General features: G+C 66.2%; 15 protein-coding genes. 14 read left to right on the top strand and 1 reads right to left on the bottom strand.

From position 1 onward, the window contains the following. Position 1: 1 nt before the first annotated feature. The 14 genes from MRY80_RS08400 to MRY80_RS08335 all read left to right on the top strand — a co-directional run bounded on the left by MRY80_RS08400 (position 2) and on the right by MRY80_RS08335 (position 20,235). Complete coding sequence (locus MRY80_RS08400) at positions 2-943, top strand: ABC transporter permease (RefSeq protein ID WP_293289963.1); 942 nt, start codon at positions 2-4, stop codon at positions 941-943. Continuing rightward, complete coding sequence (locus MRY80_RS08395; RefSeq protein ID WP_293289961.1) at positions 940-2,232, top strand: amidohydrolase family protein; 1,293 nt, start codon at positions 940-942, stop codon at positions 2,230-2,232. Before MRY80_RS08400 ends, MRY80_RS08395 begins: the two co-directional genes overlap by 4 nt. A gap of 123 nt (positions 2,233-2,355) precedes the next feature. Continuing rightward, positions 2,356-3,750 (top strand): SWIM zinc finger family protein, encoded by a 1,395-nt coding sequence (locus MRY80_RS08390; protein ID WP_293289959.1) that lies wholly within the window; start codon positions 2,356-2,358, stop codon positions 3,748-3,750. Continuing rightward, entirely contained in the window at positions 3,743-5,176 is a 1,434-nt protein-coding gene (locus MRY80_RS08385; RefSeq protein WP_293289957.1) for a DUF5691 domain-containing protein, read from the top strand. Before MRY80_RS08390 ends, MRY80_RS08385 begins: the two co-directional genes overlap by 8 nt. After that, positions 5,173-6,252 (top strand): AAA family ATPase, encoded by a 1,080-nt coding sequence (locus MRY80_RS08380; protein WP_293289956.1) that lies wholly within the window; start codon positions 5,173-5,175, stop codon positions 6,250-6,252. Before MRY80_RS08385 ends, MRY80_RS08380 begins: the two co-directional genes overlap by 4 nt. Before the next feature lie 7 nt (positions 6,253-6,259). Then, positions 6,260-8,533 (top strand): DUF5682 family protein, encoded by a 2,274-nt coding sequence (locus MRY80_RS08375; protein WP_293289954.1) that lies wholly within the window; start codon positions 6,260-6,262, stop codon positions 8,531-8,533. Then, positions 8,530-9,717, top strand: coding sequence for a VWA domain-containing protein (locus tag MRY80_RS08370; RefSeq protein WP_293289953.1), 1,188 nt, complete (start codon positions 8,530-8,532; stop codon positions 9,715-9,717). Before MRY80_RS08375 ends, MRY80_RS08370 begins: the two co-directional genes overlap by 4 nt. Positions 9,718-9,849: 132 nt before the next feature. Next, the gene (locus MRY80_RS08365) at positions 9,850-10,572 is read left to right on the top strand and encodes a response regulator (protein ID WP_293289951.1); all 723 of its coding nucleotides are present in this window, start codon (positions 9,850-9,852) and stop codon (positions 10,570-10,572) included. Next, complete coding sequence (locus MRY80_RS08360) at positions 10,569-11,870, top strand: ATP-binding protein (protein WP_293289949.1); 1,302 nt, start codon at positions 10,569-10,571, stop codon at positions 11,868-11,870. The genes MRY80_RS08365 and MRY80_RS08360 overlap by 4 nt, the downstream gene beginning before the upstream one ends. Further along, on the top strand, positions 11,867-13,009 hold the full coding sequence (locus tag MRY80_RS08355) for an efflux RND transporter periplasmic adaptor subunit (protein WP_293289947.1): 1,143 nt from the start codon (positions 11,867-11,869) through the stop codon (positions 13,007-13,009). Before MRY80_RS08360 ends, MRY80_RS08355 begins: the two co-directional genes overlap by 4 nt. Positions 13,010-13,013: 4 nt before the next feature. Beyond that, complete coding sequence (locus tag MRY80_RS08350; RefSeq protein ID WP_293289945.1) at positions 13,014-16,145, top strand: efflux RND transporter permease subunit; 3,132 nt, start codon at positions 13,014-13,016, stop codon at positions 16,143-16,145. Positions 16,146-16,149: 4 nt separating this feature from the next. Continuing rightward, entirely contained in the window at positions 16,150-17,529 is a 1,380-nt protein-coding gene (locus MRY80_RS08345) for an efflux transporter outer membrane subunit (RefSeq protein ID WP_293289943.1), read from the top strand. Positions 17,530-18,042: 513 nt separating this feature from the next. Beyond that, on the top strand, positions 18,043-18,369 hold the full coding sequence (locus MRY80_RS08340) for a hypothetical protein (protein ID WP_293289941.1): 327 nt from the start codon (positions 18,043-18,045) through the stop codon (positions 18,367-18,369). A 282-nt stretch (positions 18,370-18,651) separates the two neighbouring features. Continuing rightward, complete coding sequence (locus tag MRY80_RS08335; RefSeq protein WP_293289939.1) at positions 18,652-20,235, top strand: outer membrane beta-barrel protein; 1,584 nt, start codon at positions 18,652-18,654, stop codon at positions 20,233-20,235. Between the two features lie 209 nt (positions 20,236-20,444). Here the strand turns inward: MRY80_RS08335 and MRY80_RS08330 are convergent, their stop codons facing one another. Then, positions 20,445-21,203 (bottom strand): GGDEF domain-containing protein, encoded by a 759-nt coding sequence (locus MRY80_RS08330; RefSeq protein WP_293289937.1) that lies wholly within the window; start codon positions 21,201-21,203, stop codon positions 20,445-20,447. Positions 21,204-21,415: the final 212 nt, after the last annotated feature.

The following is a 21,415-nucleotide window of genomic DNA, read 5'->3' as shown; positions in this document are numbered from 1 at the left end:
GATGGAAGCCTTCGACATCCTGCTGACGACGAGTTTCTGGGTGGCGGCGATCCGCATCGCCTCGCCGCTGATCTTCGCCACCATGGGCGAACTCATCTGCGAACGCGCCGGCGTCCTCAATCTCGGCATCGAGGGGATCATGACGGCCGGCGCCTTTGCCGGTTGGATCACCGTCTATGCCGGCGGCGATCTCTGGCTGGGCGTCGCGGTGGCGGCGCTGACCGGCGTCGCTTTCGGCCTGCTGCACGGCTTCCTGACGGTGCCGCTCGGCTTGTCGCAGCACGTCACTGGCATCGGCATCACGCTGCTGGCGACGAGCCTGACCTATTTCACCTATCGGGTCTCGCTGCCCGAAGTGACGTCACCGCCGAAGATCGAGCCCTTCCAGCCCTTCGCGATCCCCGGCCTGTCGGAGATACCGCTGATCGGGCACGCATTGTTCAACCAAACGCCGCTCACCTATCTCGCCTATGTCACCGTCGCGCTGGTCGCATGGGTCCTCTACCGCACGCCGGTCGGCATCGCGGTCCGCGCCGTTGGAGAAAACCCGGCAGCCGTCGAGGCGCAGGGCATCAGCGTCACCGCAATGCGCATGGGCGCGGTCGCGGTCGGTTCGGCGCTGATGGCCGTGGGCGGCGCCTTCCTGACGATGAGCGCCTTCAATTCCTTCTTCTTCGAGATGATCAACGGGCGCGGCTGGATCTGCATCGCGCTGGTCGTCTTCGGCTCCTGGCGGCCGGGCAAGGCGCTGATCGGCGCGATCCTGTTCGCCGCCTTCGACGCCTATCAGGTCCGCCTCCAGCAGGTCACGGGCGGGGTGATCCCCTACCAGATCTTCCTGATGCTGCCCTATGTGCTGTCGATCCTGGCGCTGATCGTCGTAGCCCGGCGCGCGACCTATCCCAAGGCGCTGATGGTGCCCTATCAGAAAGGCGAGAGATGAGCATCGACCTGCTCCTGAAAGGCGGCGTCCTGCCCGACGGCGCGACCGCTGATATCGCAATCTCGGGCGATACGATCGCCGCGATCGAGCCGGAGATCGCGGCCGAAGCTGGCGAAACGATCGACATTTCGGGCAATCTCGTCTCGCCGCCCTTCATCGACCCGCATTTCCATATGGATGCGACGCTGTCCTACGGGCTGCCGCGCATCAATGCGAGCGGTACGCTGCTGGAGGGCATCGCGCTCTGGGGCGAATTGAAGCCGCTGCTGACGGAAGAGTCGGTGATCGAACGGGCACTTGCCTATTGCGACTGGGCAGTCTCGATGGGGCTGCTCGCCGTGCGCAGCCATGTCGACACCTCCGACGATCATGCGATGACCGGGGTGCGCGGCCTGCTCGCCGTGCGCGACATCGTCAAACCCTATCTCGACCTGCAGATCGTCGCCTTTCCGCAGGACGGGTTCTACCGCGCGCCGAAGGCCCGCGAACTGACGCTGCAGGCGCTCGACATGGGTGTCGACGTCGTCGGCGGCATTCCGCATTTCGAGCGCACCATGGAGGACGGACGGCGGTCGGTGACCGAACTCTGCGAGATCGCGGCGGAGCGCGGATTGCGCGTCGATCTGCATTGCGACGAGACCGACGATCCGATGTCGCGCCACGTCGAGCAGCTTGCCTACGAGACGCAGCGCCTCGGCCTGCAGGGCCGCGTCAACGGCTCGCATCTGACCTCGATGCACTCGATGGACAATTACTATGTCTCGAAGCTCTTGCCGCTGATGGCGGAGGCGCAGGTCTCGGCCGTGCCGAACCCGCTGATCAACATCACCATCCAGGGCCGCCACGACACCTATCCGAAGCGGCGCGGGCTGACCCGCGTTCCCGAGATGCTGAAATACGGCATCACGGTCGCATGGGGGCAGGATTGCGTGCTCGATCCCTGGTATCCGCTCGGCACCGCCGACATGCTCGACGTCGCCTTCATGGGGCTGCATGTGGCGCAGATGACCAGCCCCGCCGACATGCGCCGCTGCTTCGACATGGTGACGACGGAAACAGCGAAGATCATGGGCTTTGACGACTACGGCCTCGAAAAGGGCAAGCGCGCGAGCCTCGTCGTGCTCGACGCCGGCGACCCGATCGAGGCGATCCGCCTGCGACCGGAACGGCTGCTGGTCGTCTCGAAAGGCAAGGTCGTCGCCCGCCGCGATCGGCAGGACACGGCGCTGGCGCTCCCGGGAAGACCGGCAAGCGTGAACCGGCGCTTCAAGCGCCAGCAGTTGCGCTGAGATTGATCATCAGCCCCGAATGTCGGCCGGCCGAGTTGTTTGGCATGCCGGCAATATTGATTACGTAATTCTTCACGTATAAGGCTTTCAACTGCCAGTTCGATTGTGAAAAACCAGGCACCGATGAGCTTTTCGCTTGCCGACATCGAGAAACTCGCCCCCGATCAGGCGTCGCTCAATGCAGCGTCGAAGCTGACGAAACCGTCGAAATGGCCGCGGCTGGAATTCGACGACAAGGCAGGGCTCTACTGGGGCGAATGCCAGGGTTCGGGTTCAAATCCCTATCGCGTCGTCATCGACGCGGGCGATCACGGCTACAAATGCACCTGTCCCTCCCGCAAGTTTCCGTGCAAGCACGCCATCGCGCTGATGTGGATGGTCGCCGGCGACGCGAGCGCGTTCCATCCGGCGGAGACGCCCGGCTGGGTGTCTGAATGGCTCGGGCGCCGCCGAAAGACCGCGCCCACGGAAGGCCCGTCGCAGGCCGGCGCGCCCAAGAGCATCGCCACCGCCGGCCGGCCCGAAAAGCCGGAGCCGGCGGCCCCGGAGGCGATCCGGCAACGCGAGGTGGCGGCGGCGAAACGGCGCGAGAAGACACAGGCCGCCATCGCGGAGGCGATGGGCGAGCTCGACCAGTGGGTCGGAGACCAGCTTCGAACCGGCCTCAACGCGTTCGTTGCCGATGCCACGGAACGCTGCCGAAGGATCGCCGCCCGCATGGTCGACCTGAAAGCCGGCGCGCTCGGCGGGCGGATCGACGAGGTCCCCTCCCGCATCCTGACGCTCGACGCCGACGAGAAGCCGACCGCCGCCATGATCGAACTCGGCAAGCTCGTCATCATCGCAAAAGCGTGGCGGCGCGACCCGGACGATGCCGAGATGCGGCGGATCGTATCGACCAGTGAGACCCGCGACCAACTCCTGTCCGATCCCGCCGCATTCCGGGTGACAAGCACGTGGGAAGTCGTCGGCGAGCAGATCCGCACCCGCCCCGACGGGCTCGTCAGCCACTCCACCTGGCTTCTCGACCTCCTGTCTCCGACACCGCGTTTCGCCCTGCTTCTGGATTTCCATCCCGCATCGACCGGGCGCCGCGAGTCCGCATTCGCCGATGGCGAGCGCTTCGACGCGGATATCGTCTACTATCCGGCCCGATCTCCCATGCGAGCGGTGATCGGCTCTCGCCAGGCCCTTTCCGGCAATGGCGAAAACCCTTGGCCGAAACCCGCCACCGACCATCGAAGCGATCAGTTGCGCGACTACGCACAGACCCAGGCGACCTCGCCCTGGCTCGCCAGCGCACCCGTGCTGCTGGAGGCCGGTTCGCTGGCGCTCGGCCCACGCAACCGGGTCTGGTGGCAGACCAGGAACAATGACATGGCCCTGCCGCTCGCCAATGCGGTCCCGGAACCGGCGCTCGGCCTTGATCTGGAACGGTCCGTCGGCATCTGGAACGGCTTGCGGCTGGAACTCCTCAGCGCCGAAACGCGGGTCGGGCGGGTATCCTTCGATGACTGACGATCACGCAGCATCGCTGGCGGCGATCGAGAGCCGCTGGATGACCGGCGGCAGCGCTGTCGACGTGGCGCCGCCGGCGTGGGCCGACGCCGCCGGCCCTGATCCGGCCGAACGGGAACTGCGCCTTCTGGCGCTTGCAGGCCAGTCGGCACAGGTCATGTTCCGCCCGAAGGCGCCGGACGCGACGACCAGCCGTCCACCCCTGCCCATGCCCGGACTGCCCATCCTTCCCGACCGGGCGAGGATCGCCTTCAAGACCGCCATGAAACAGGCGGGTTCGCACATGGACGAAGGCCACGTCCTGGCGCTCCTGGAAGCGCGGGGCTATGCGGCCCACCCCTTCGATTGGATGCCCAATCCGCGAAACGCCCATCTTCCCGATGCCTATCTCCCGCTCGCGCAATGGGTGGCCAAGGGCGAGGCCGTGACCGACGCCGACGCGGCGCTGACGGCAGACAGCTGGGACGAGTTCTTCCCTGCCGCCCGCCAGTCCGCGCTTTCGGCGATGCGGCTTTCGGAGCCGGAGACGGTGCTGAGCCTGCTTGAACAGAAGTTCGGCGGCGAGACGGCGGAAATCCGCACCTCCTTGATGGCGGTCTTCGCCATCAACCCGTCACCGGTGGACATTCCGTTTCTTCAAACGCTTGCATCCGACCGCTCGGGCAAGGTGCAGGCGGCGGCCCGGCGCTTCCTGGCCCGGCTGGGCGGCCATTCTATCGCTCCGTCCACCACCGATCTCGCACACTATGTCGAGGCGAAGACGAGCGGCATCCTCAAGCGCTCCCGCTCAATCGCGCCGGTGAAACTGAAGACGGCGGCTCAGATCGAAAGCCGGCGTGCATTCTTCGCGGACATGACGCTTGAGGCGCTCGCCGCCGCCCTGGAGTATGACGAACGCTCTTTCCTGGACGCGTGGCAATGGCAAAAGGACGCCGACTGCGACGCGCTCATCGTCGAGCTTGCCGCCCACACCGCCGGCGATCGGGTGATCGATGCGCTCGTGACCCGCCTGTTCGGCCAAAAGACCACCGACCCCGTGCTGGTCGCCCTGCTCGCCGACCGGATGAAGGACGACGACATCCGCCAATGGCACCGCCTCCTGATACAGGCCGAGCCGCTGCAGACCCGCACTGCGCTCGACCAGGGTTTGCGCCTCTATGGCTGGATGCCGGCCGATCTCTTGCTGCGCAGCAGGCTTCTTGGAGATACGCGAAGTGCACTCGCTGCAGACAACACACGCAGCCAGACATGGATTGCCTCGTCCCTCGACCTTCTCGGCCTCCTTGCCGATCGACACGCGGCGACCGCCCTTCTGGAGGCGTTGCGACAGGACGGGCTCGGCATCGGCGCCCGCGAAACCGCGCTTCTTCGCCTCAACAGCCTTCTCGAACCCAATCCCGATTCACCGCCGGAAACCGATCCATGACCGACACTCTGCGACTGCCAGCCGAAGCCGCCTTCGCGGCCGAACTCGAAGCCCTGAAGACGGGCGACGACAGCCAGAAACCGAACGGATGGGTCCTGTCGCCGAAGGCGGTACTCACCTATCTCGTCGGCGGCAAGGCGGCGGACGGGACACAGATCACCCCGAAATACATCGGCAACCGCAGGCTCATGGAGACGGCCGTCGCGACCTTGGCGACCGACCGGGCGCTGCTGCTGCTCGGCGTGCCGGGAACCGCCAAATCCTGGGTCTCCGAACATCTCGCGGCGGCGATCGCGGGCGATTCCACCAAGATCATCCAGTGCACGGCCGGCACCGACGAGAACCAGGTGCGCTATGGCTGGAACTACGCCCAGTTGCTCGCCAAGGGCCCGAGCGCCGAAGCGCTTGTCCCGACGCCGCTCTACCGGGCGATGGAGACCGGCTCGCTGTGCCGGCTGGAAGAGCTGACGCGCATGGGCTCCGACGTCCAGGACACGCTGATCACTGTTCTGTCCGAGAAGATGATGCCCATCCCTGAACTCAACAGCGCCGTCTATGCCAGCCGCGGCTTCAACGTGATCGCCACGGCCAACAACCGCGACAAGGGCGTCAACGAATTGTCCTCGGCTCTGAAGCGCCGCTTCAACGTCGTCGTCCTGCCCCTGCCGGACAGCATGGATCAGGAAATCGAGATCGTCTCCCGGCGCGTCGACGAGATGGCGGTTTCGCTCGACCTGCCCGTGCCCAAAAACGTGTCGGAAGAGATCGCGCGCGTGCTCACCATCTTCCGCGAGTTGCGCGGCGGCACAACGGGCGACGGCAAGGTCACGCTGAAGACGCCCAGCGGCTCCCTGTCGACCGCGGAAGCGATCGCCACCGTGATCGGCGGTCTCAGCCAGGCCGCATGGTTCGACGGCGGGAAACTCACGCCGGAAAGCCTCTCCCCGAACATGATCGGCGCGATCGTGAAGGATCCCGTCCAGGACAAGGTCGTGCTCGAGGAATATCTGGAGATCGTGCTCAAGAAGCGAGGCGACTACGCCGCCTATTACGCCGCCCTGACCGAGCACCTCTGAGCAGGCGATGTCTTCTCCCAGGAAGGACAGCCGCGTCACCTATTTCGGGGTCCGCCACCACGGGCCGGGTTCGGCGCGCCAACTCCTCGACGCCTTGGAGTCGTTGCAGCCCGAAGCCGTCCTGATCGAAGGCCCGAGCGACGCGAGCCCGTTGATCGACTATCTCGCCGACGACGCGATGAAGCCGCCGGTCGCACTGCTGTGCTATCCGAAAGACACCCCGTCCGACGCCGCCTTCTGGCCGTTCGCCGTCTTCTCGCCCGAATACCAGGCCGCGCGCTGGGCGCTGGCAAACGGCAGGCCGGTGCGCTTCATCGACCTGCCCTTCGCAGCCCGTTTTCCCGACGATCCGACGTCCGAGGATGGGTCGAACGACACCGAGGATCCATCTTCGCCCGAAGGAACCGGCGAAGAGAACGTGCCGCTGATCCGCGATCCGATCGGCGCGCTCGCCGACGCCGCCGGATACGAGGACGGCGAAAGCTGGTGGTCCGACATCATCGAGGAAAACCCGAGCCCTGGACCGGTCTTCGAGGCGATCGGCGACGCCATGACCGCGCTGCGCGAAGGCGAGGCGGAAATCCCGAAACGCGAAATGCGCCGCGAAGCGCATATGCGCCTTGAGATCGCCGCGGCACTGAAGGAATTCGAGGGCGCCATCGCGGTCGTTTGCGGCGCCTGGCACGTGCCCGCGCTGCGGGCGGCCGGCAGCCGCGCCAATGATCGCCAGATCCTGAAGGGCATGAAGAAGCAGAAACTGGCCGCGACCTGGGCGCCGTGGACGTCTGCACGGCTCGCCTTCTCGCGCGGATACGGGGCCGGCGTCGCCGCGCCCGGCTGGTGCCTGCATATCTGGCAGTGCCACGATCACGGCCAAGTCGCCACGCGCTGGCTCGCGCGCATCGCCGCGACACTGCGCGCTCGCGGCCACATCGCCCCGACGGCGTCGCTGATCGAGGCCGAGAGGCTGGCGATCACGCTTGCCGCCATCCGCGAACGGCCGAACCCGGGTTTCGAGGAACTGCGCGACGCCGCCGTCGCCTGCCTTTTCCACGGCGAGGCATCGCTCTGGAACCTCATCTCCGACGAACTGCTGATTGGCTGGCAAATCGGCGAAATCCCGAACGACATGCCGCTCGCGCCGCTTCTCGAGGATTTGCAACGCCAGCAGAAGGCGACCCGCCTGAAGCCCGAGGAACTCGAACGCGAACTCTCCGTCGACCTGCGTTCCGAAAGCGGGCTCGCCCGATCGACGCTCCTGCACCGCCTGAACATCCTCGACGTGCCATGGGGCACCCTGGCGGACGCCGGACGCAGCCGCGGCACGTTCCGCGAGAAATGGGCGCTCGAATGGAACCCGGAATATTCCGTGCGCCTGGTCGAGAACCTCGTCTACGGTCCGACGATCGAAAAGGCGGCGGCCAGTCGCCTGGCCGATCGGTTGAAGAAGGCGGAGACGCTGTCTGCGGCCGCCACCGGCGTCTATGACGCAATCACCGCCAATCTCGACGAAGCCGTCGCGACGGGCCTTGAGGTTCTGGAAGAGAAATCGGCGCTCGCGTCCGATTGCCTCGACATCTTGCGCACCCTACCCCCGCTCGGCGACACGATCCGCTACGGCCACGCCCGCTCGACCGCGCTTGGATCGCTGCCCGGGCTGATGGCGCGGCTCGTCACAAGCTGCGCCGTCGAACTGGATTATGCCGGCCGCGACCTCGACGCGGACGCGTCCGGCGCGTTTGCCGGCGCGCTGCGTGGCGCCGATGCGGCCGTGCGGCTGGTCCAGTTCGGCGACGCAATCGAGGAACACTGGCGACAGGGTCTGGAACGCCTGGTCGACGGCCGGCAGACCAGCCCGATGGTGCGCGGCAAGGCGACGCAACTGCTCTACGAGGCAGGCGACATCTCGGGCGAGGACATCGCATCGCTGCTTGCCCGGCACCTGTCGCCGGGCACCGCGGTGGCCGACGCGGCGGCGTTCTTCGAGGGCTTCTTCGACGGCATCGCGCCGCGCCTGATCCACGACGCGCCGCTGCGCGAAAGCGTCGACGAATGGATCTGCGGGCTCGATGATGAAGCGTTCACGGCCAGCCTGCCGCTTCTGCGCCGCGTCTTCTCCAATCTCGACCGGATGGAACGACGGCGCATGCTCGATGCGATGATCGGCCGACGCGGCGATGGCCCGTCGGGGCTCGTTCCCGTGCCGGGCCGCGCTGACGTATGGGAACTACAGATGGCCACGCTGAACGACCTGTTCGAGAACGGCGGGAGGCGGCCATGACATCGGGCGGCGACGCGAAAGAGCGGGAGCGGCGCTGGCGCCTGGCGACCGGCGCGGAACCCGAGCCAGGCGAAGCCGCCGCGATGAGCGAGGCCGATACCCGGCTCAACCGCGCGCTTTCGGCCCTCTACGACAATGACGACCCGGCCGGCGGCAAGCGGCGCGGCGGCATGGGACGGTCCGCGCCGAAGGTCGCGGCCTGGATGGACGACATCCGGTCCTGCTTCCCCTCCTCGGTGGTGCAGATCGTCCAGAAAGACGCCTTCGAGCGGCTGGACCTGAAGCAGATGCTGATGGAGCCCGAATTCCTGCAGGCCGTGGAAGCCGATGTCGATCTCGTCGCCGACCTGATCTCGCTGCGTTCGATCATGCCGGAAAAGACCAAGACGATGGCGCGCGAGATCATCGCGCGCATCGTGGCGCAGCTCATGGAGCGGCTGGAGCGCCGCACCGCCGAGGCGATCCGCGGCGCGCGAGATCGAGGCAGGCGGACCCGCCGCCCGCGCTTCGCCGACATCGACTGGCCGCGCACCATTTCCGCGAACCTTCGACACTACCAGCCGGAGCACAAGACCATCGTGCCGGAGAAACTGGTCGGTTTCGCCCGCCGGCAGCGCCGCATGGCCGATCTCGACGAGGTTGTGCTGTGCGTCGATCAGTCCGGTTCGATGGCCAGCTCGGTCATCTACGCCTCGATCTTCGCGGCCGTCATGGCGTCGCTTCCCGTGATCCGCACCAAGCTCGTCTGCTTCGACACGGCGATCCTCGACCTCACCGACGATCTCGCCGATCCGGTGGAGGTGCTTTTCGGCGTCCAGCTCGGCGGCGGTACCGACATCAACCAGGCCGTCGCCTATTGCGCCGACCGCATCGGGCAACCTTTGAAGTCGCATCTCGTCCTGATCACCGACCTCTACGAGGGCGGCAACGCGACGGAACTGCTCCAGCGCATGGCCGCGCTTGTGCGCGCCGGGGTCAATGTCATCGTGCTGCTTGCCTTGTCGGACGACGGAAAGCCGGCCTTCGACCACCAGATGGCGGCGAAGGTCGCGCTGCTCGGCATCCCCGTTTTCGCCTGCACGCCGGACCAGTTTCCCGACATGATGGCCACCGCTCTCAAGCGGGGCGACATCGGCGACTGGGCCGCCGCCAACGACATCAAGCTGATCGCTGGCGACGCGTAGAGACCGCCTGCCTCTCCGCACGCACTCGAAATTTGTAACCGAATGTTTCCGGCCAAGGCCATGAAACATTCGGTTGCAAAACGACGCTACGTAATCTGGACTTCAGGCCGTATAGGGTTGGCAGGAACCAATATGACACCGGACCACCACATCTTTGTCGTCGACGACGACCAGGAAATCCGATCCCTTCTCGGCAGATATCTCAAGGACCAGGGGTATCGTGTAACGACGGCCGAGAGTCGGCGATCCCTCGAAAAGGGGATCGCCGATTGCCGTCCGGATCTGATCGTCCTCGACATCATGCTGCCGGACGGCTCCGGCCTCGACATCTGCCGCGACCTGCGGGCGGCGAAGAACAAGACGCCGATCATCCTCCTCACCGCCCTGAAGGAAGACGTGGACCGCATCGTCGGGCTGGAAATCGGCGCCGACGACTATCTCGGCAAACCCTTCAATCCGCGCGAACTCGTCGCCCGCATCAAGGCCGTCCTGCGGCGCGCCGGCAGCGAAGCGCCGGGATCGGCCGGGACATACCAGTTCGCCGACTTCACCGCCGACGCCGCAACGCGATCTGTTACCAGCGGAGCGGGCGAGGCGATCCAGCTGACCGGCGCCGAATTCGATCTTCTCGTGGCATTTCTCGACCGGCCCGGTCGCGTCCTCTCGCGCGACCGCCTGCTCGACCTGACCCAGGGCCGTGACCGCGGCCCGTTCGATCGCTCGATCGACGTCCTCGTCAGCCGCCTGCGGCGCAAGCTCGACGACGGGTCCGGCGCCGATCTGATCAAGACAGTGCGCAATGGCGGCTACCAGCTCTCCGTGCCCGTGGAAACACTCGGGGAGGACCTGCCGTGACGACGCTGCGCGCCCGCATTGCCGTCCTACTCGTGGTCGCGATCGCCTGCGTGGTCGCCCTTGCGACGCTCACCGTCATCCTGATCCTGCGCGGGCCGCGCCCGGAGGACACGATCCAGCCCGTCGCGCGCATGATCCAGGTGATCGCCGCCGAGGTCGAGACCAACGGCATCGACAGCGCCGATTCCGGCCTGTTCCTCGACGCGGTGCCGGATGGCTCGACGGTCGAAGAGGGCTACACGGCCGCCCTGACACGCGCGCTGGCCGAAACAGGCCCGCGACGCGACGCCGTCATCACGGAATCCGGTGATGAGCGGCAGTTTGTGGCTGCGGTGGCGTTGTCGAATGGCGAACAATTGCTGTTCCGCATGCCGCGCTTCAAACCGCCCTCCGGCCAGTGGCGGATCCTGGCCATGTGGATCCTGCTCATCCTCGCCGGCAGCACCGTCGTCGCGCTCTACGCCACGTCGATGATCACCCGGCCGCTTCGCCTTGTCGAAAGGGCCGCCAATTCCATCGGTTCGGACGCCGTCATCGGGCAGATCCCGGATGACGGACCGGCGGAAGTGCGCGCCACGGCGCAGGCCCTGAACCGGCTCACGGAGCGCCTGAAATTCGCGATGGAAAGCCGCATGCGGCTCGTCGCCGCCGCCGGCCACGATCTGCGCACGCCGATGACCCGCATGCGGCTGCGCGCCGAGTTCATCGCCGACGACGAGGAGCGCAGCAAATGGCTCGCCGACCTCGCGGAGCTCGACATGATCGCCGACAGCGCCATCCAGCTGGTGCGCGAGGAAGTGGGATCGTCCGGCGCCGAGACCGCCCGGCTCGACAAACTGCTGCACGACATCGCCGAGGAGATGGACCAGCTGCACATGTCCGCGACGATCGGCAAACTGCCCGCAATCGAGATCAAGGCTGGACCGGCCGCGCTGAAGCGTGCGCTGCGAAACCTTGTCGTCAACGCGGCCACCCATGGCGGCGGCGCAAAGGTCGGCCTGGCGCAGGCGAAGGAAAAGGCCGTGCTCACGATCGACGACAACGGCCCCGGCATTCCGGCCGACCAGATCGACCGGGTCTTCGAACCGTTCTTCCGGGTGGACATCTCACGCCGCAAGACCGTGCCCGGCGCCGGACTTGGCATGGCGATCGCCCGCGAGATCATCCAGCGCTACGGTGGAACGATCGCGGTGCAGAACCGGCCCGAAGGCGGCCTTCGACAGACAATCACCTTTCCGACAGGCCAGGCGAAGCAGACGACCGCTGCCGCGCCCAAAGACAAGAAGCAGATCCCATGAGACACGCCTCCCTCCTCCTCGCGCTGGCGCTTTGCCTGCCGTCCGCTGCAGCCTTCGCCCAGATGCCGCCGGGCGGCGCGGCCGGCCCCACCGAGGTCGGAACGATCGAGATGACCCGCCAGGACGTCCCCTATTCCGTCACCCTTCCGGGCCGCGCGGTCGCCTATGAGCAGACCGACATCCGGCCCCAGGTCGGCGGCGCCATCGACGAAATCCTCTACAAGCCCGGCACGCAGGTCAAAACCGGCGACCCGCTGTTCCGCATTTCCGCCGACAGCTACGAAGCGACCGTCGCCCAGGCGGAGGCCGAACTCGCACGGGCGGAGGTCGCCGTGCCGCAGGCCCAAACGACATTCGACAGGTATGAGTCGCTTCTGGGGTCGAGCGTCACCGAAATCGAACTGGAATCGGCGCGCGTCACGCTCAAACAGGCCGAAGCGGATGTCAGGGCGGCCGAGGCGAGCCTGCGAACGGCGCGCGTCAATCTCGCCCACACCACGGTGACGAGCCCCATCAACGGCAATGTCGGCGTACCGCAAGTCTCGGTCGGCGCGGTCGTGACCGCCAGCCAGTCCGATGCGCTGGCGACCGTGACCCGGCTCGATCCGATCTATGTCGACATGATGGAATCGAGCGCCCGGATCCTGCGCATGCGCCAGCAGATCAGCGAAGGCGCGGTCTCGCCGGGCGAAAAGCTCGACGTGACGCTGACGCTGGAGAACGGCGCTGTCTACGACAGGACCGGCGAGATGGTCAGCCCCGACTTCGTGGTGTCATCGACGACGGGATCGATCGGACTGCGCATCCAGTTCGACAACCCGGATCATCTCATCCTGCCCGGCATGTTCGTTCGGGCTAAGGTGACGGTCGGCACCCGCAACGCCTTTCTCGTTCCGCAGCGGGCGACGACCCGCGGCGCCGACGGCGCGCTGAACCTGTGGGTCGCCGAGGACGGCGTGGCCCGGCAACGCACGCTGACGACGATCGGCTCCTACGAGAGCAGCTGGGTGGTGACCGAAGGCCTCGAGGAGGGCGACCTCGCCATCGTCGACGGGCTCTCCAACCTGACCGACGGCGCCGAGGTCTCGGGCATTGCGGTTAAGATCGACGAAAACGGCGTCGTCCGGGAAGCCGAGTGATCCGATGGCCCGCTTCTTCATCAACCGCCCCGTCTTCGCCTGGGTTCTCGCCATCGTGACAATGCTGGCCGGCGCGCTGGCCGTGACCACGCTCCCCGTCTCCCAGTATCCGGACATCGCCCCGACCACGGTCCGGATTTCGGCGAACTACAATGGCGCGTCCGCCCAGGCCGTACGCAATTCGGTGACCACCGTCATCGAGAGCGGCATGACCGGCATCGACGGCCTCCTCTACATGGTGTCGTCGTCCTCTGAGGGCTCCGCCAGCATCACGCTGACCTTCTCCGACGAGGTCGATCCGAACGACGCGCAGGTCGATGTCCAGAACAAGCTGGAACGGGTCACCTCGCAACTGCCCGAAGCGGTTCAGCAATCCGGCCTTTCGGTCAGCCGGTCGTCCTCGTCCATCCTGATGGTCGGCGCGCTGGTCTCGACCGACGGCCGATATGACACGATCCGGCTCGGCAACCTTCTCGAGCAGGTCGTCACCGATCCGGTCAAGCGCACCGAAGGCGTCGGCGGGATCAATTCCTTCGGCTCGGGATACGCGATGCGCATCTGGCTCGATCCGCTCAGCCTCTACGAGTTCCAGCTGACGCCGGCCGACATCGTTTCGGCGGTCGAAGCCCAGAACACGACGGTCACCGTCGGTTCGCTCGGCTCCCAGCCGACGGTCCAGGGCCAGCAGCTCACAGCGACCATCACCGCCCAGAGCCAGCTCACCTCGGTGGAGGAATTCGAGAAGATCCTGCTGAAGACCACCGAAGACGGCGCTTCGGTCTATCTGGGCGACGTCGCCCGGGTTGAGATCGGTCAGGAAAGCTATGGCGGGGATTCGCGCTTCGACGGCCTCCCGGCCGCCGGCTTCGGCGTCAACCTGGCCACCGGCGCCAATGCCGTCGACACGGCGGCCGCCGTCCGCGAGACGCTCGCCGGCCTGCAGTCCAGCCTGCCGGACGGCGTCGAGATCTTCTACGCCTACGACACCGCGCCCTTTGTCGAACTGTCGATCGAAAAGGTCTACGAGACGCTGCTGGAGGCTGTCGCCCTGGTCTTCCTGGTGATGTTCGTCTTCCTGCAGAACTGGCGCGCGACCCTCATCCCGACGATCGCCGTGCCGGTCGTCCTGCTCGGCACCTTCGCCGTCCTGTCGGTGCTCGGCTATTCGATCAACACGCTGACCATGTTCGCCATGGTTCTGGCGATCGGCCTGCTGGTCGACGACGCGATCGTCGTCGTCGAGAATGTCGAGCGCATCATGGCCGAGGAGAAGCTTTCGCCGCGCGAGGCGACGGTCAAGAGCATGGGCCAGATCACCGGGGCGCTGATCGGCATCGCGCTGGTTCTCTCCGCCGTCTTCCTGCCCATGGCCTTCTTCGGCGGATCGACGGGCGTCATCTATCGCCAGTTCTCCGTCACGATCATCTCGGCCATGGTGCTGTCGGCGGCCGTGGCGCTGATCCTCACGCCAGCGCTCTGTGCCTCGCTCCTCAAGGCACCGCATGGCGAACAGCGCTTCGCGCCGGCGCGCTGGTTCAACACCGCCTTCGACCGCACCAATGACCGCTACCGCGGCGGGGTCCGCGCGCTCGCCTCGCGCCCCTTGCGCATGTTCGTCGTGCTGCTCGCGATCGGCGGACTGACCACGCTGTTCTACATGCGCCTGCCCAGTTCGTTCCTGCCGCAGGAAGACCAGGGCGTGCTGATGGCCATGGTCGAACTGACGGAAGGCTCCACGACCCAGCAGACGCTCTCCATCGTGGAGGAGATCGAGACCTACCTTCTGGAAGACGAGAAGGAGGGCGTCGAATCGGTCTTCACCGCCATGGGCTTCGGCTTCGGCGGCAGCGGCCAGAACACGGCGATGATCTTCACCAAGCTGCGCGATTTCGACGAGCGCGAGGACGCGAACCTGTCGGCCTCGTCGATCGCGGCACGCGCCAACATGCATTTTGCCGGAAACCGCGCCGGGCGGATCATCGTCATGCAGCCCCCGGCCATCATGGGGCTCGGCAATTCCTCCGGCTTCTCGATGTATCTGATCGACCAGGCGGGCAACGGCACCGACGCGCTGGTCGAGGCGGCCAAGTCCCTGGCCCTGACGGCAAATGCCGACGCACGTGTCAGCAATGTCCGGGCCAGCGGCACCGACGAGAAGAGCGCCTTGCGCATCGACATCGACCAGCAGAAGGCCGAAGCGCTCGGCCTGTCGCTGAGCGGGGTCAACGCGATGCTCTCGGTGATCTTCTCCGGCAGCGAGGTGAACGACTTCGAGCTCGGCGCCGACCTCCGCCCCGTGATCGTCCAGGCCGACGCCGAATGGCGCATGCAGCCCGAGGACATCGAGGCCTGGTATGCCCGCAATGACGGCAACGAGATGGTGCCCTTCCCGGCCTTCATGACCACGTCCTGGGTCTCGGTGCCGCCGAACCTTTCGGCCTATGGCGGCACGTCGGCGCTGGAGATTTCAGGCGAACCGGGATCGGGTTCCAGCACCGGCGAGGCGATGGACGCGATGGAAGAACTCGTGGCGGACCTGCCCGGCGGCTACGGCGCGGCCTGGACCGGCATTTCCTACCAGGAACGCCAGTCCGGCACCCAGGCGCCCTATCTCTACGCGCTGTCGGTTCTCGTCGTCTTCCTGTGCCTCGCCGCGCTCTATGAAAGCTGGACGATCCCGATGAGCGTGATGCTCGCCGTGCCCGTCGGCGTGATGGGCGCTCTGGCCGCCGCGTTGCTCTTTTCCCAGTCCAACGACGTCTATTTCAAGGTCGGCCTGCTGACGACGATCGGCCTGGCCGCCAAGAACGCCATTCTCATCGTCGAATTCGCCCGGAACCTGGAAACGGAAGGCAAGGGCCTGATCGAGGCGACCGTGACGGCGGCCCACCAGCGCCTGCGGCCGATCCTGATGACCTCCTTCGCCTTCCTGCTCGGCGTACTGCCTTTGGCCATGGCGACCGGGGCCGGCGCCAACGCCCAGAACGCGATCGGCATCGGCGTGTTCGGCGGCATGCTGGCCGCCACCTTCATCGGCATCTTCATGGTGCCATCCTTCTACGTGCTGATCCGGCGCTTTGTCGGTCGCGGAAAGCCCTTGCCGGCAAGCGTGTCGGCGAACATCCCGGGGGAATAGACCAATGACCCACTCCATCAGAACTACAGTCGCGGGCAGGACCATCCTTCTCCTGTCCACCGCAGCCCTCCTGTCCGGCTGCGTGGTCGGTCCGGATTTCCTCGGCCCGCAGATGGCGATGCCGGAAAAATACGCCGAGGCGAGCGCCTATGCGCCGCAGGTCAAGGCCGACGTCGATTGGTGGCGGGACCTCAAGGACACGACGCTGAACGGCCTCGTCGCGCGCGGGCTCGATCAGAACCTCGACATCGAGACCGCAAACGAGCGCATCACCGCGGCCCGCGAGAGCGCAGGCGCGACGGGGCTGGCCTCCCAGCTCAGCGGCAATGCGAGCGCCGCGACGACGGTCTCGGGATCGGATTCCAGCAGCACGACCACGCACAGCGCCGGCCTCGACGCCGCTTTCGTCTTCGACCTGTTCGGCGGCAAGCGCCGCAACCGCGAACGCGCCCTCGCCCAGCTCGACGCCGCGCGTTACGACGCGGCCACCACGCGGCTCGCCTTCCTCGCCGACCTGATGGGCAGCTATGTCAACGCGCGCTACTATCAGGAAGCGCTGGAACTGACCCGCCAGTCCATCGCCTCTCGCCGCGAAACGTTGCGCCTGGCGCGCGAACGCCGCGACATCGGCGCCGGCAGCGAACTCGACGTGGCGCAGACCGAGGCGGATGTCGCCACGGCGGAGGCCGGGCTGCCCTCGCTCGAAAGCAGCTTCCACGCCAATGTCTACCACATCGCCACCCTGCTCGACGAACCGGCCGATCCGCTGATCCGCGCGCTCCAGCGCGGCGCGCCGCAACCCTATTCGCCGTCGAAAGCCAATGCCGGCATTCCCGCCGATCTCCTGCGCAACCGGCCGGACGTGATGTCGGCCGAACGCTCGCTCGCGGCCGCGACCGCGGCGATCGGCGTCGCCGAGGCCGAACTCTATCCGAGCCTCACCCTGTCCGGCTCGGTCAATGTGACGCCGGATCTGAACAGCTGGTCCTTCGGGCCCGCGCTGAAGCTTCCCGTCCTCAATCGCGAAACGCTGAAGGCCGAACGCAACGTCGCCGTTTCCGAGGCGCGACAGGCCGAACTGGCCTGGCGCAGCGCCGTTCGCCAGGCGGTGGAGGAGGTGCAGACCGCGCAGACCGCCTATCTGCGCGCGCGCCGCACCGTCACCGCCGCGCGTGCCAGCGTCGAGGCCTACGCCAAGGCCCGCGACCTCGCCCAGGCCGCCTATCAGGGCGGCACCTCGACGATCCTCGACTTGCTGGAGGCCCAGAGGTCGGTGGCAAGCGCCCGCCTGACGCTGGCCTCCGCCATCCAGAACATGACCGCGCAGTGGATCACCATGCAGATCGCCGCCGGCCGCGGCTGGAGCCCCGCGACGGCGCAGTAACGAAACCGTCCGCCGCGCCGATCGGATGGCCGCTCCTATCCTTTCGGATAGGTCCGCATCCATTCGCGCCACGGCCTACCCGTTCGGCCGACTGCCGCGAGCCCGTTTTGCCTGTCACAACGCGTGCATCGGCGGCGACTTCCAACCAAGGGTTGTCACCGCCAAGCCGGTCCTCCCCGCTCGGGCATCCGCTCCTGCCAGCCCGTGCCGACCGGCCACAGCACTCGGGAACCGCAAGGTTCCCCAAGCCGCCTGTCAAAAGGCGGCAAACGGGCCCCGGCGCCCCCATCACCGGGGCCCGACACAACGAGAAGACAACCCGGACCAGCACTTGATGCGAGATACCCTGTTGCCTTCGCGGGCACGGGGTGTCCCGCCCTTGTGCCACGGCGCCTTGTCCAGAGCTTTCCCCGACAAAGCCCGCGCCGGTTGTCGAACCGGCATGGACAGGTTCCACCGATTGCACTATCCGGGTCGCGGCCAATCAATCGACCACGGGAGACAGGCAGGCACATGCTCAATCGGCTGGTTCTCGGGGCAGTCATCGCAGGCGTGGCCTGGTCCGCTCAGGCAGGAGAGAACGAAGCCGTGCGCTTCGCCATCTTCCGCGGCTACACCTCGGCGATCGAGGAGGCCTGCCCGGCCTATTTCGCCTATCCGAACGCCACGCAGGGCAGCCACCTGAGCCCCGGCGACCGCGCCGCCGCCATGGCCGTCGTGCCGCAATGGCGCGACGAGATGCGGCGCAGCGTCCGAACGCTCGGCTGCGACGGCGCCGCCCGCGACGCCATGGCGTTCACCGACCTCAGCTTCCAGCAGGTCTGGGAATACAAGCAGTAGCGGGCCGAAGAGCGGCATCACGCCGTTTCACCGCTGCCGACCGTGTTGCCCGGCACGCCCTCCGGCATTGTCGCGCCGCGAGGGCCGCATGCGACAAGTCATCGCGCTTTCGCCGAGAGTCGAGCCAAAAACAGCTGCGATGTATACTCGCAACGCTCCATGTTACCGCAAAGACACAGACTCCGACTTTTTCACCGCCGGCAAGTTCTTGAGGTTGATACATGCACCCCGGACTCGATAACTTGACCTCACTTAGGGTTATGATTCGGAGGGGAGTTCTCCATGCGCGGAACGAAATTTGCAGTTATCTCGGCCTTGTTGCTGTCCAGCACCGCCGCCTACGCGGCGGATGACCTGGCCCCGCCGCCGAGCGCTTATGACTGGACGGGCTTCCATCTCGGCGCCGGTGCCGGCCTCGGCGGCGTGGCGCACAATGCGGGCGCCGAGATCTACGACTACGAGACGGGCGGCCTGATCCAGGTCGGACCGGTCGATATCTTCTCCATCGGCGCCATGATCGACGCCGGAGGCGACGGCTACCTCGGCACGATCGAAGGCGGCTACGATGTCCAGGTCGGCAATTTCGTTCTCGGTATCCAGGGCGACTACACCTGGTCGGACATCGACGCGACCGCCGGCATCAACGGCGAGGTCTGCTACGAAGATCCGAACGGCCCTGACAGCTGCGACACCGCGACGGTCGATGACGATCCGAGCATCGATTACTCCCTGTCGGCCAAGAGCAGCTGGAGCGTCCTCGGCCGCGTCGGCATGGTCGCCAACGAAGGCGCGCTGGCCTACGCCCTGGGCGGTTACACCCGCACCCATCTGGAAGGCGCTCTGACGCTGACCTCCCTGCCCACCGGAACCGTGCCGCTCGTGTCCTACGACTACGATCGTGACGGCTGGACCGTCGGCGGCGGCATCGAAGCGCTGATCAGCGGCTCGACGTCGATGAAGATGGAATATCGCCGTACGCGGTGGGACAACAGCGACACCTACCCGCTCGGCCCGGAAGCAGGCATCAGCACCTGGGATGACGCAACTGTCCACACGATCCGCGGCGTGTTGTCGTACCGCTTCGGCGGCGGCAGCGCCGAGCAGCAGGCAGCTGTCGATGCAATCCCGACCGTTGACTGGACCGGCTTCTCGGTCGGTGCGTCCGGCGGCTTCTCGACGGTTCGCCACAATGCCGGCATCGAACTCCACGACTACACGCTCGGCGGCCTGATCCAGGTCGGCCCGGTCGACATCTTCTCCGTTGGCGGCGACATCGACTTCGGCGGCGAAGGTCTCGTCGGTCGTCTCGAGGCTGGCTACGACATGCAGCTCGGCAACCGTTTCGTTGCCGGTGTGCTCGCCGACTACACCTTCTCCAACGCTGAGTCGCAGGTCGGTCTGTTCGGCGACTACTGCCTGGAAGGCTACAAGTCCGGCGGCAATTCCGGCCCTGGCGCGGATGACTGCGATGACGGCTACGTGACCGGCTCGGGCGACCTCACCTACACGCTGAAGACCGGCGACAGCTGGTCCGTCGGTGGTCGCGCCGGTGTGCTGCTCAATCCGAAGACCCTGTTCTACGGCCTCGGCGCTTACACCCGTACCAGCATGGATGCGGACCTGACCCTCGGCACCGGCGCGTTCGGTTCCGAAGAGCTGCTGTCCTACTCCTATGACCGTGACGGTTGGACCTACGGTATCGGCATGGAGACCATGCTCACCGACAATCTCTCCACCAAGCTGGAATACCGCAACACGAAGTGGACGGACGAGGAACTCTACGGCGACGCCCTGCAGGGCTTCACCCGGACCGAGGACTCCAACGTGCAGTCCTTCACGGCAGGCCTGACCTGGCGCATCAACTGATCCTGACGGATCACGAACGAGAATACGAAACGCCCGCAGCAATGCGGGCGTTTTTGCTTGCGTGGAAGAATGTGGACCCGCCGTTTGTATACACCACACCACGCTCGGTGAGCCCGGGTGCGACGACGGACGGTAGGCGTCGCCCCTCGGGCGACCTGATCTTGCGGGTAGCTGAGAAAGAAGGCGGGAGCCTTGAGCCGTCGCTCAAATCATGCCGCCGACGACAATATCCTGTTGGCGGCGATCCGGTTGCGGCCTTCGTTCTTGGCGACATAGAGAGAGCGGTCCGCCTCGCGCAGAACGCTTTCCAGATCCTCGCCCGGCTCGTGAATGGCAATCCCGATGGAGACGCTCACCGCATCTGACGACAGGCCAAGCCGCGTGCCGATGCCATACACCTTCGTGCGGATGCGCTCCGCCACCCGATGGGCCTGGATGTTGTCGGCATCGATCAGGAAGGCCGCGAATTCCTCGCCGCCGATCCGCGCGGCGATGTCCTGGCGCCGAATGCAGTCGCCGATCTGCTCCGCGAGCGCGACGAGCACCTTGTCGCCCACCGCATGGCCATATGTGTCGTTGATATGCTTGAACCGGTCCGCGTCGATGAACAGCAGCGCGCCCGCGCTGCCCGCGTCGGGGACCTCCAGCAGCGCCGGCCCCACCGTGCTCATGAATTCGCGGCGGTTGGCGATGCGGGTCAGATGATCAGTCCGGCTGGCATGCCGCAGTTCCGACACCAGCGCTTCAAGCTTGGTGAGTTGGTCGAGAAACACGAGGCTCATCGGCGTCGCGACCGCGATCGTGATGATCGCGGTGAGGACCAGGTCGAGCAAGAGCCGGTCCTGGAAAAAGAACCAGTAGAAGGCAAAAGTCAGCGCATCCGCGCCGACGATGGCCAACACCGTGACCAGAATGGATTGGAACCAGACCGGTAGCCGCCTCAGCCGTTTGAACAAGCGTTGTGTCACCGCATCTCTCTTTGCCCGTCGCCGATGCGTCCGGGTCCGCGTGTCATAACAACCACACGCCCGGTGAAATTCGCTCTTATCGGGACGATAAAATTCTAGGAAAACCGCCACCAACGGTTCCGGGGCGATCGATAGGCGGCGTGTCTTAACAAATTGCGGCATGCGAGCCGACAAATCAGCGCGGCCGGGAAACCGGACATTCACACGGCCAT

The organism is Oricola sp. (assembly GCF_022763245.1).
GTDB lineage: Bacteria > Pseudomonadota > Alphaproteobacteria > Rhizobiales > Rhizobiaceae > Oricola.
The sequence above is the reverse complement of the archived record's forward strand: the minus strand, read 5'-3'. Positions and strand labels throughout refer to the sequence as shown.

Excerpts from the sequence above, each read along its gene's own strand:
- MRY80_RS08400 (WP_293289963.1), top strand. The coding sequence starts at position 2 with ATGGAAGCCTTCGACATCCTGCTGACGACGAGTTTCTGGGTGGCGGCG.
- MRY80_RS08395 (WP_293289961.1), top strand. The coding sequence starts at position 940 with ATGAGCATCGACCTGCTCCTGAAAGGCGGCGTCCTGCCCGACGGCGCG.
- MRY80_RS08390 (WP_293289959.1), top strand. The coding sequence starts at position 2,356 with ATGAGCTTTTCGCTTGCCGACATCGAGAAACTCGCCCCCGATCAGGCG.
- MRY80_RS08385 (WP_293289957.1), top strand. The coding sequence starts at position 3,743 with ATGACTGACGATCACGCAGCATCGCTGGCGGCGATCGAGAGCCGCTGG.
- MRY80_RS08380 (WP_293289956.1), top strand. The coding sequence starts at position 5,173 with ATGACCGACACTCTGCGACTGCCAGCCGAAGCCGCCTTCGCGGCCGAA.
- MRY80_RS08375 (WP_293289954.1), top strand. The coding sequence starts at position 6,260 with ATGTCTTCTCCCAGGAAGGACAGCCGCGTCACCTATTTCGGGGTCCGC.
- MRY80_RS08370 (WP_293289953.1), top strand. The coding sequence starts at position 8,530 with ATGACATCGGGCGGCGACGCGAAAGAGCGGGAGCGGCGCTGGCGCCTG.
- MRY80_RS08365 (WP_293289951.1), top strand. The coding sequence starts at position 9,850 with ATGACACCGGACCACCACATCTTTGTCGTCGACGACGACCAGGAAATC.
- MRY80_RS08355 (WP_293289947.1), top strand. The coding sequence starts at position 11,867 with ATGAGACACGCCTCCCTCCTCCTCGCGCTGGCGCTTTGCCTGCCGTCC.
- MRY80_RS08350 (WP_293289945.1), top strand. The coding sequence starts at position 13,014 with ATGGCCCGCTTCTTCATCAACCGCCCCGTCTTCGCCTGGGTTCTCGCC.
- MRY80_RS08345 (WP_293289943.1), top strand. The coding sequence starts at position 16,150 with ATGACCCACTCCATCAGAACTACAGTCGCGGGCAGGACCATCCTTCTC.
- MRY80_RS08340 (WP_293289941.1), top strand. The coding sequence starts at position 18,043 with ATGCTCAATCGGCTGGTTCTCGGGGCAGTCATCGCAGGCGTGGCCTGG.
- MRY80_RS08335 (WP_293289939.1), top strand. The coding sequence starts at position 18,652 with ATGCGCGGAACGAAATTTGCAGTTATCTCGGCCTTGTTGCTGTCCAGC.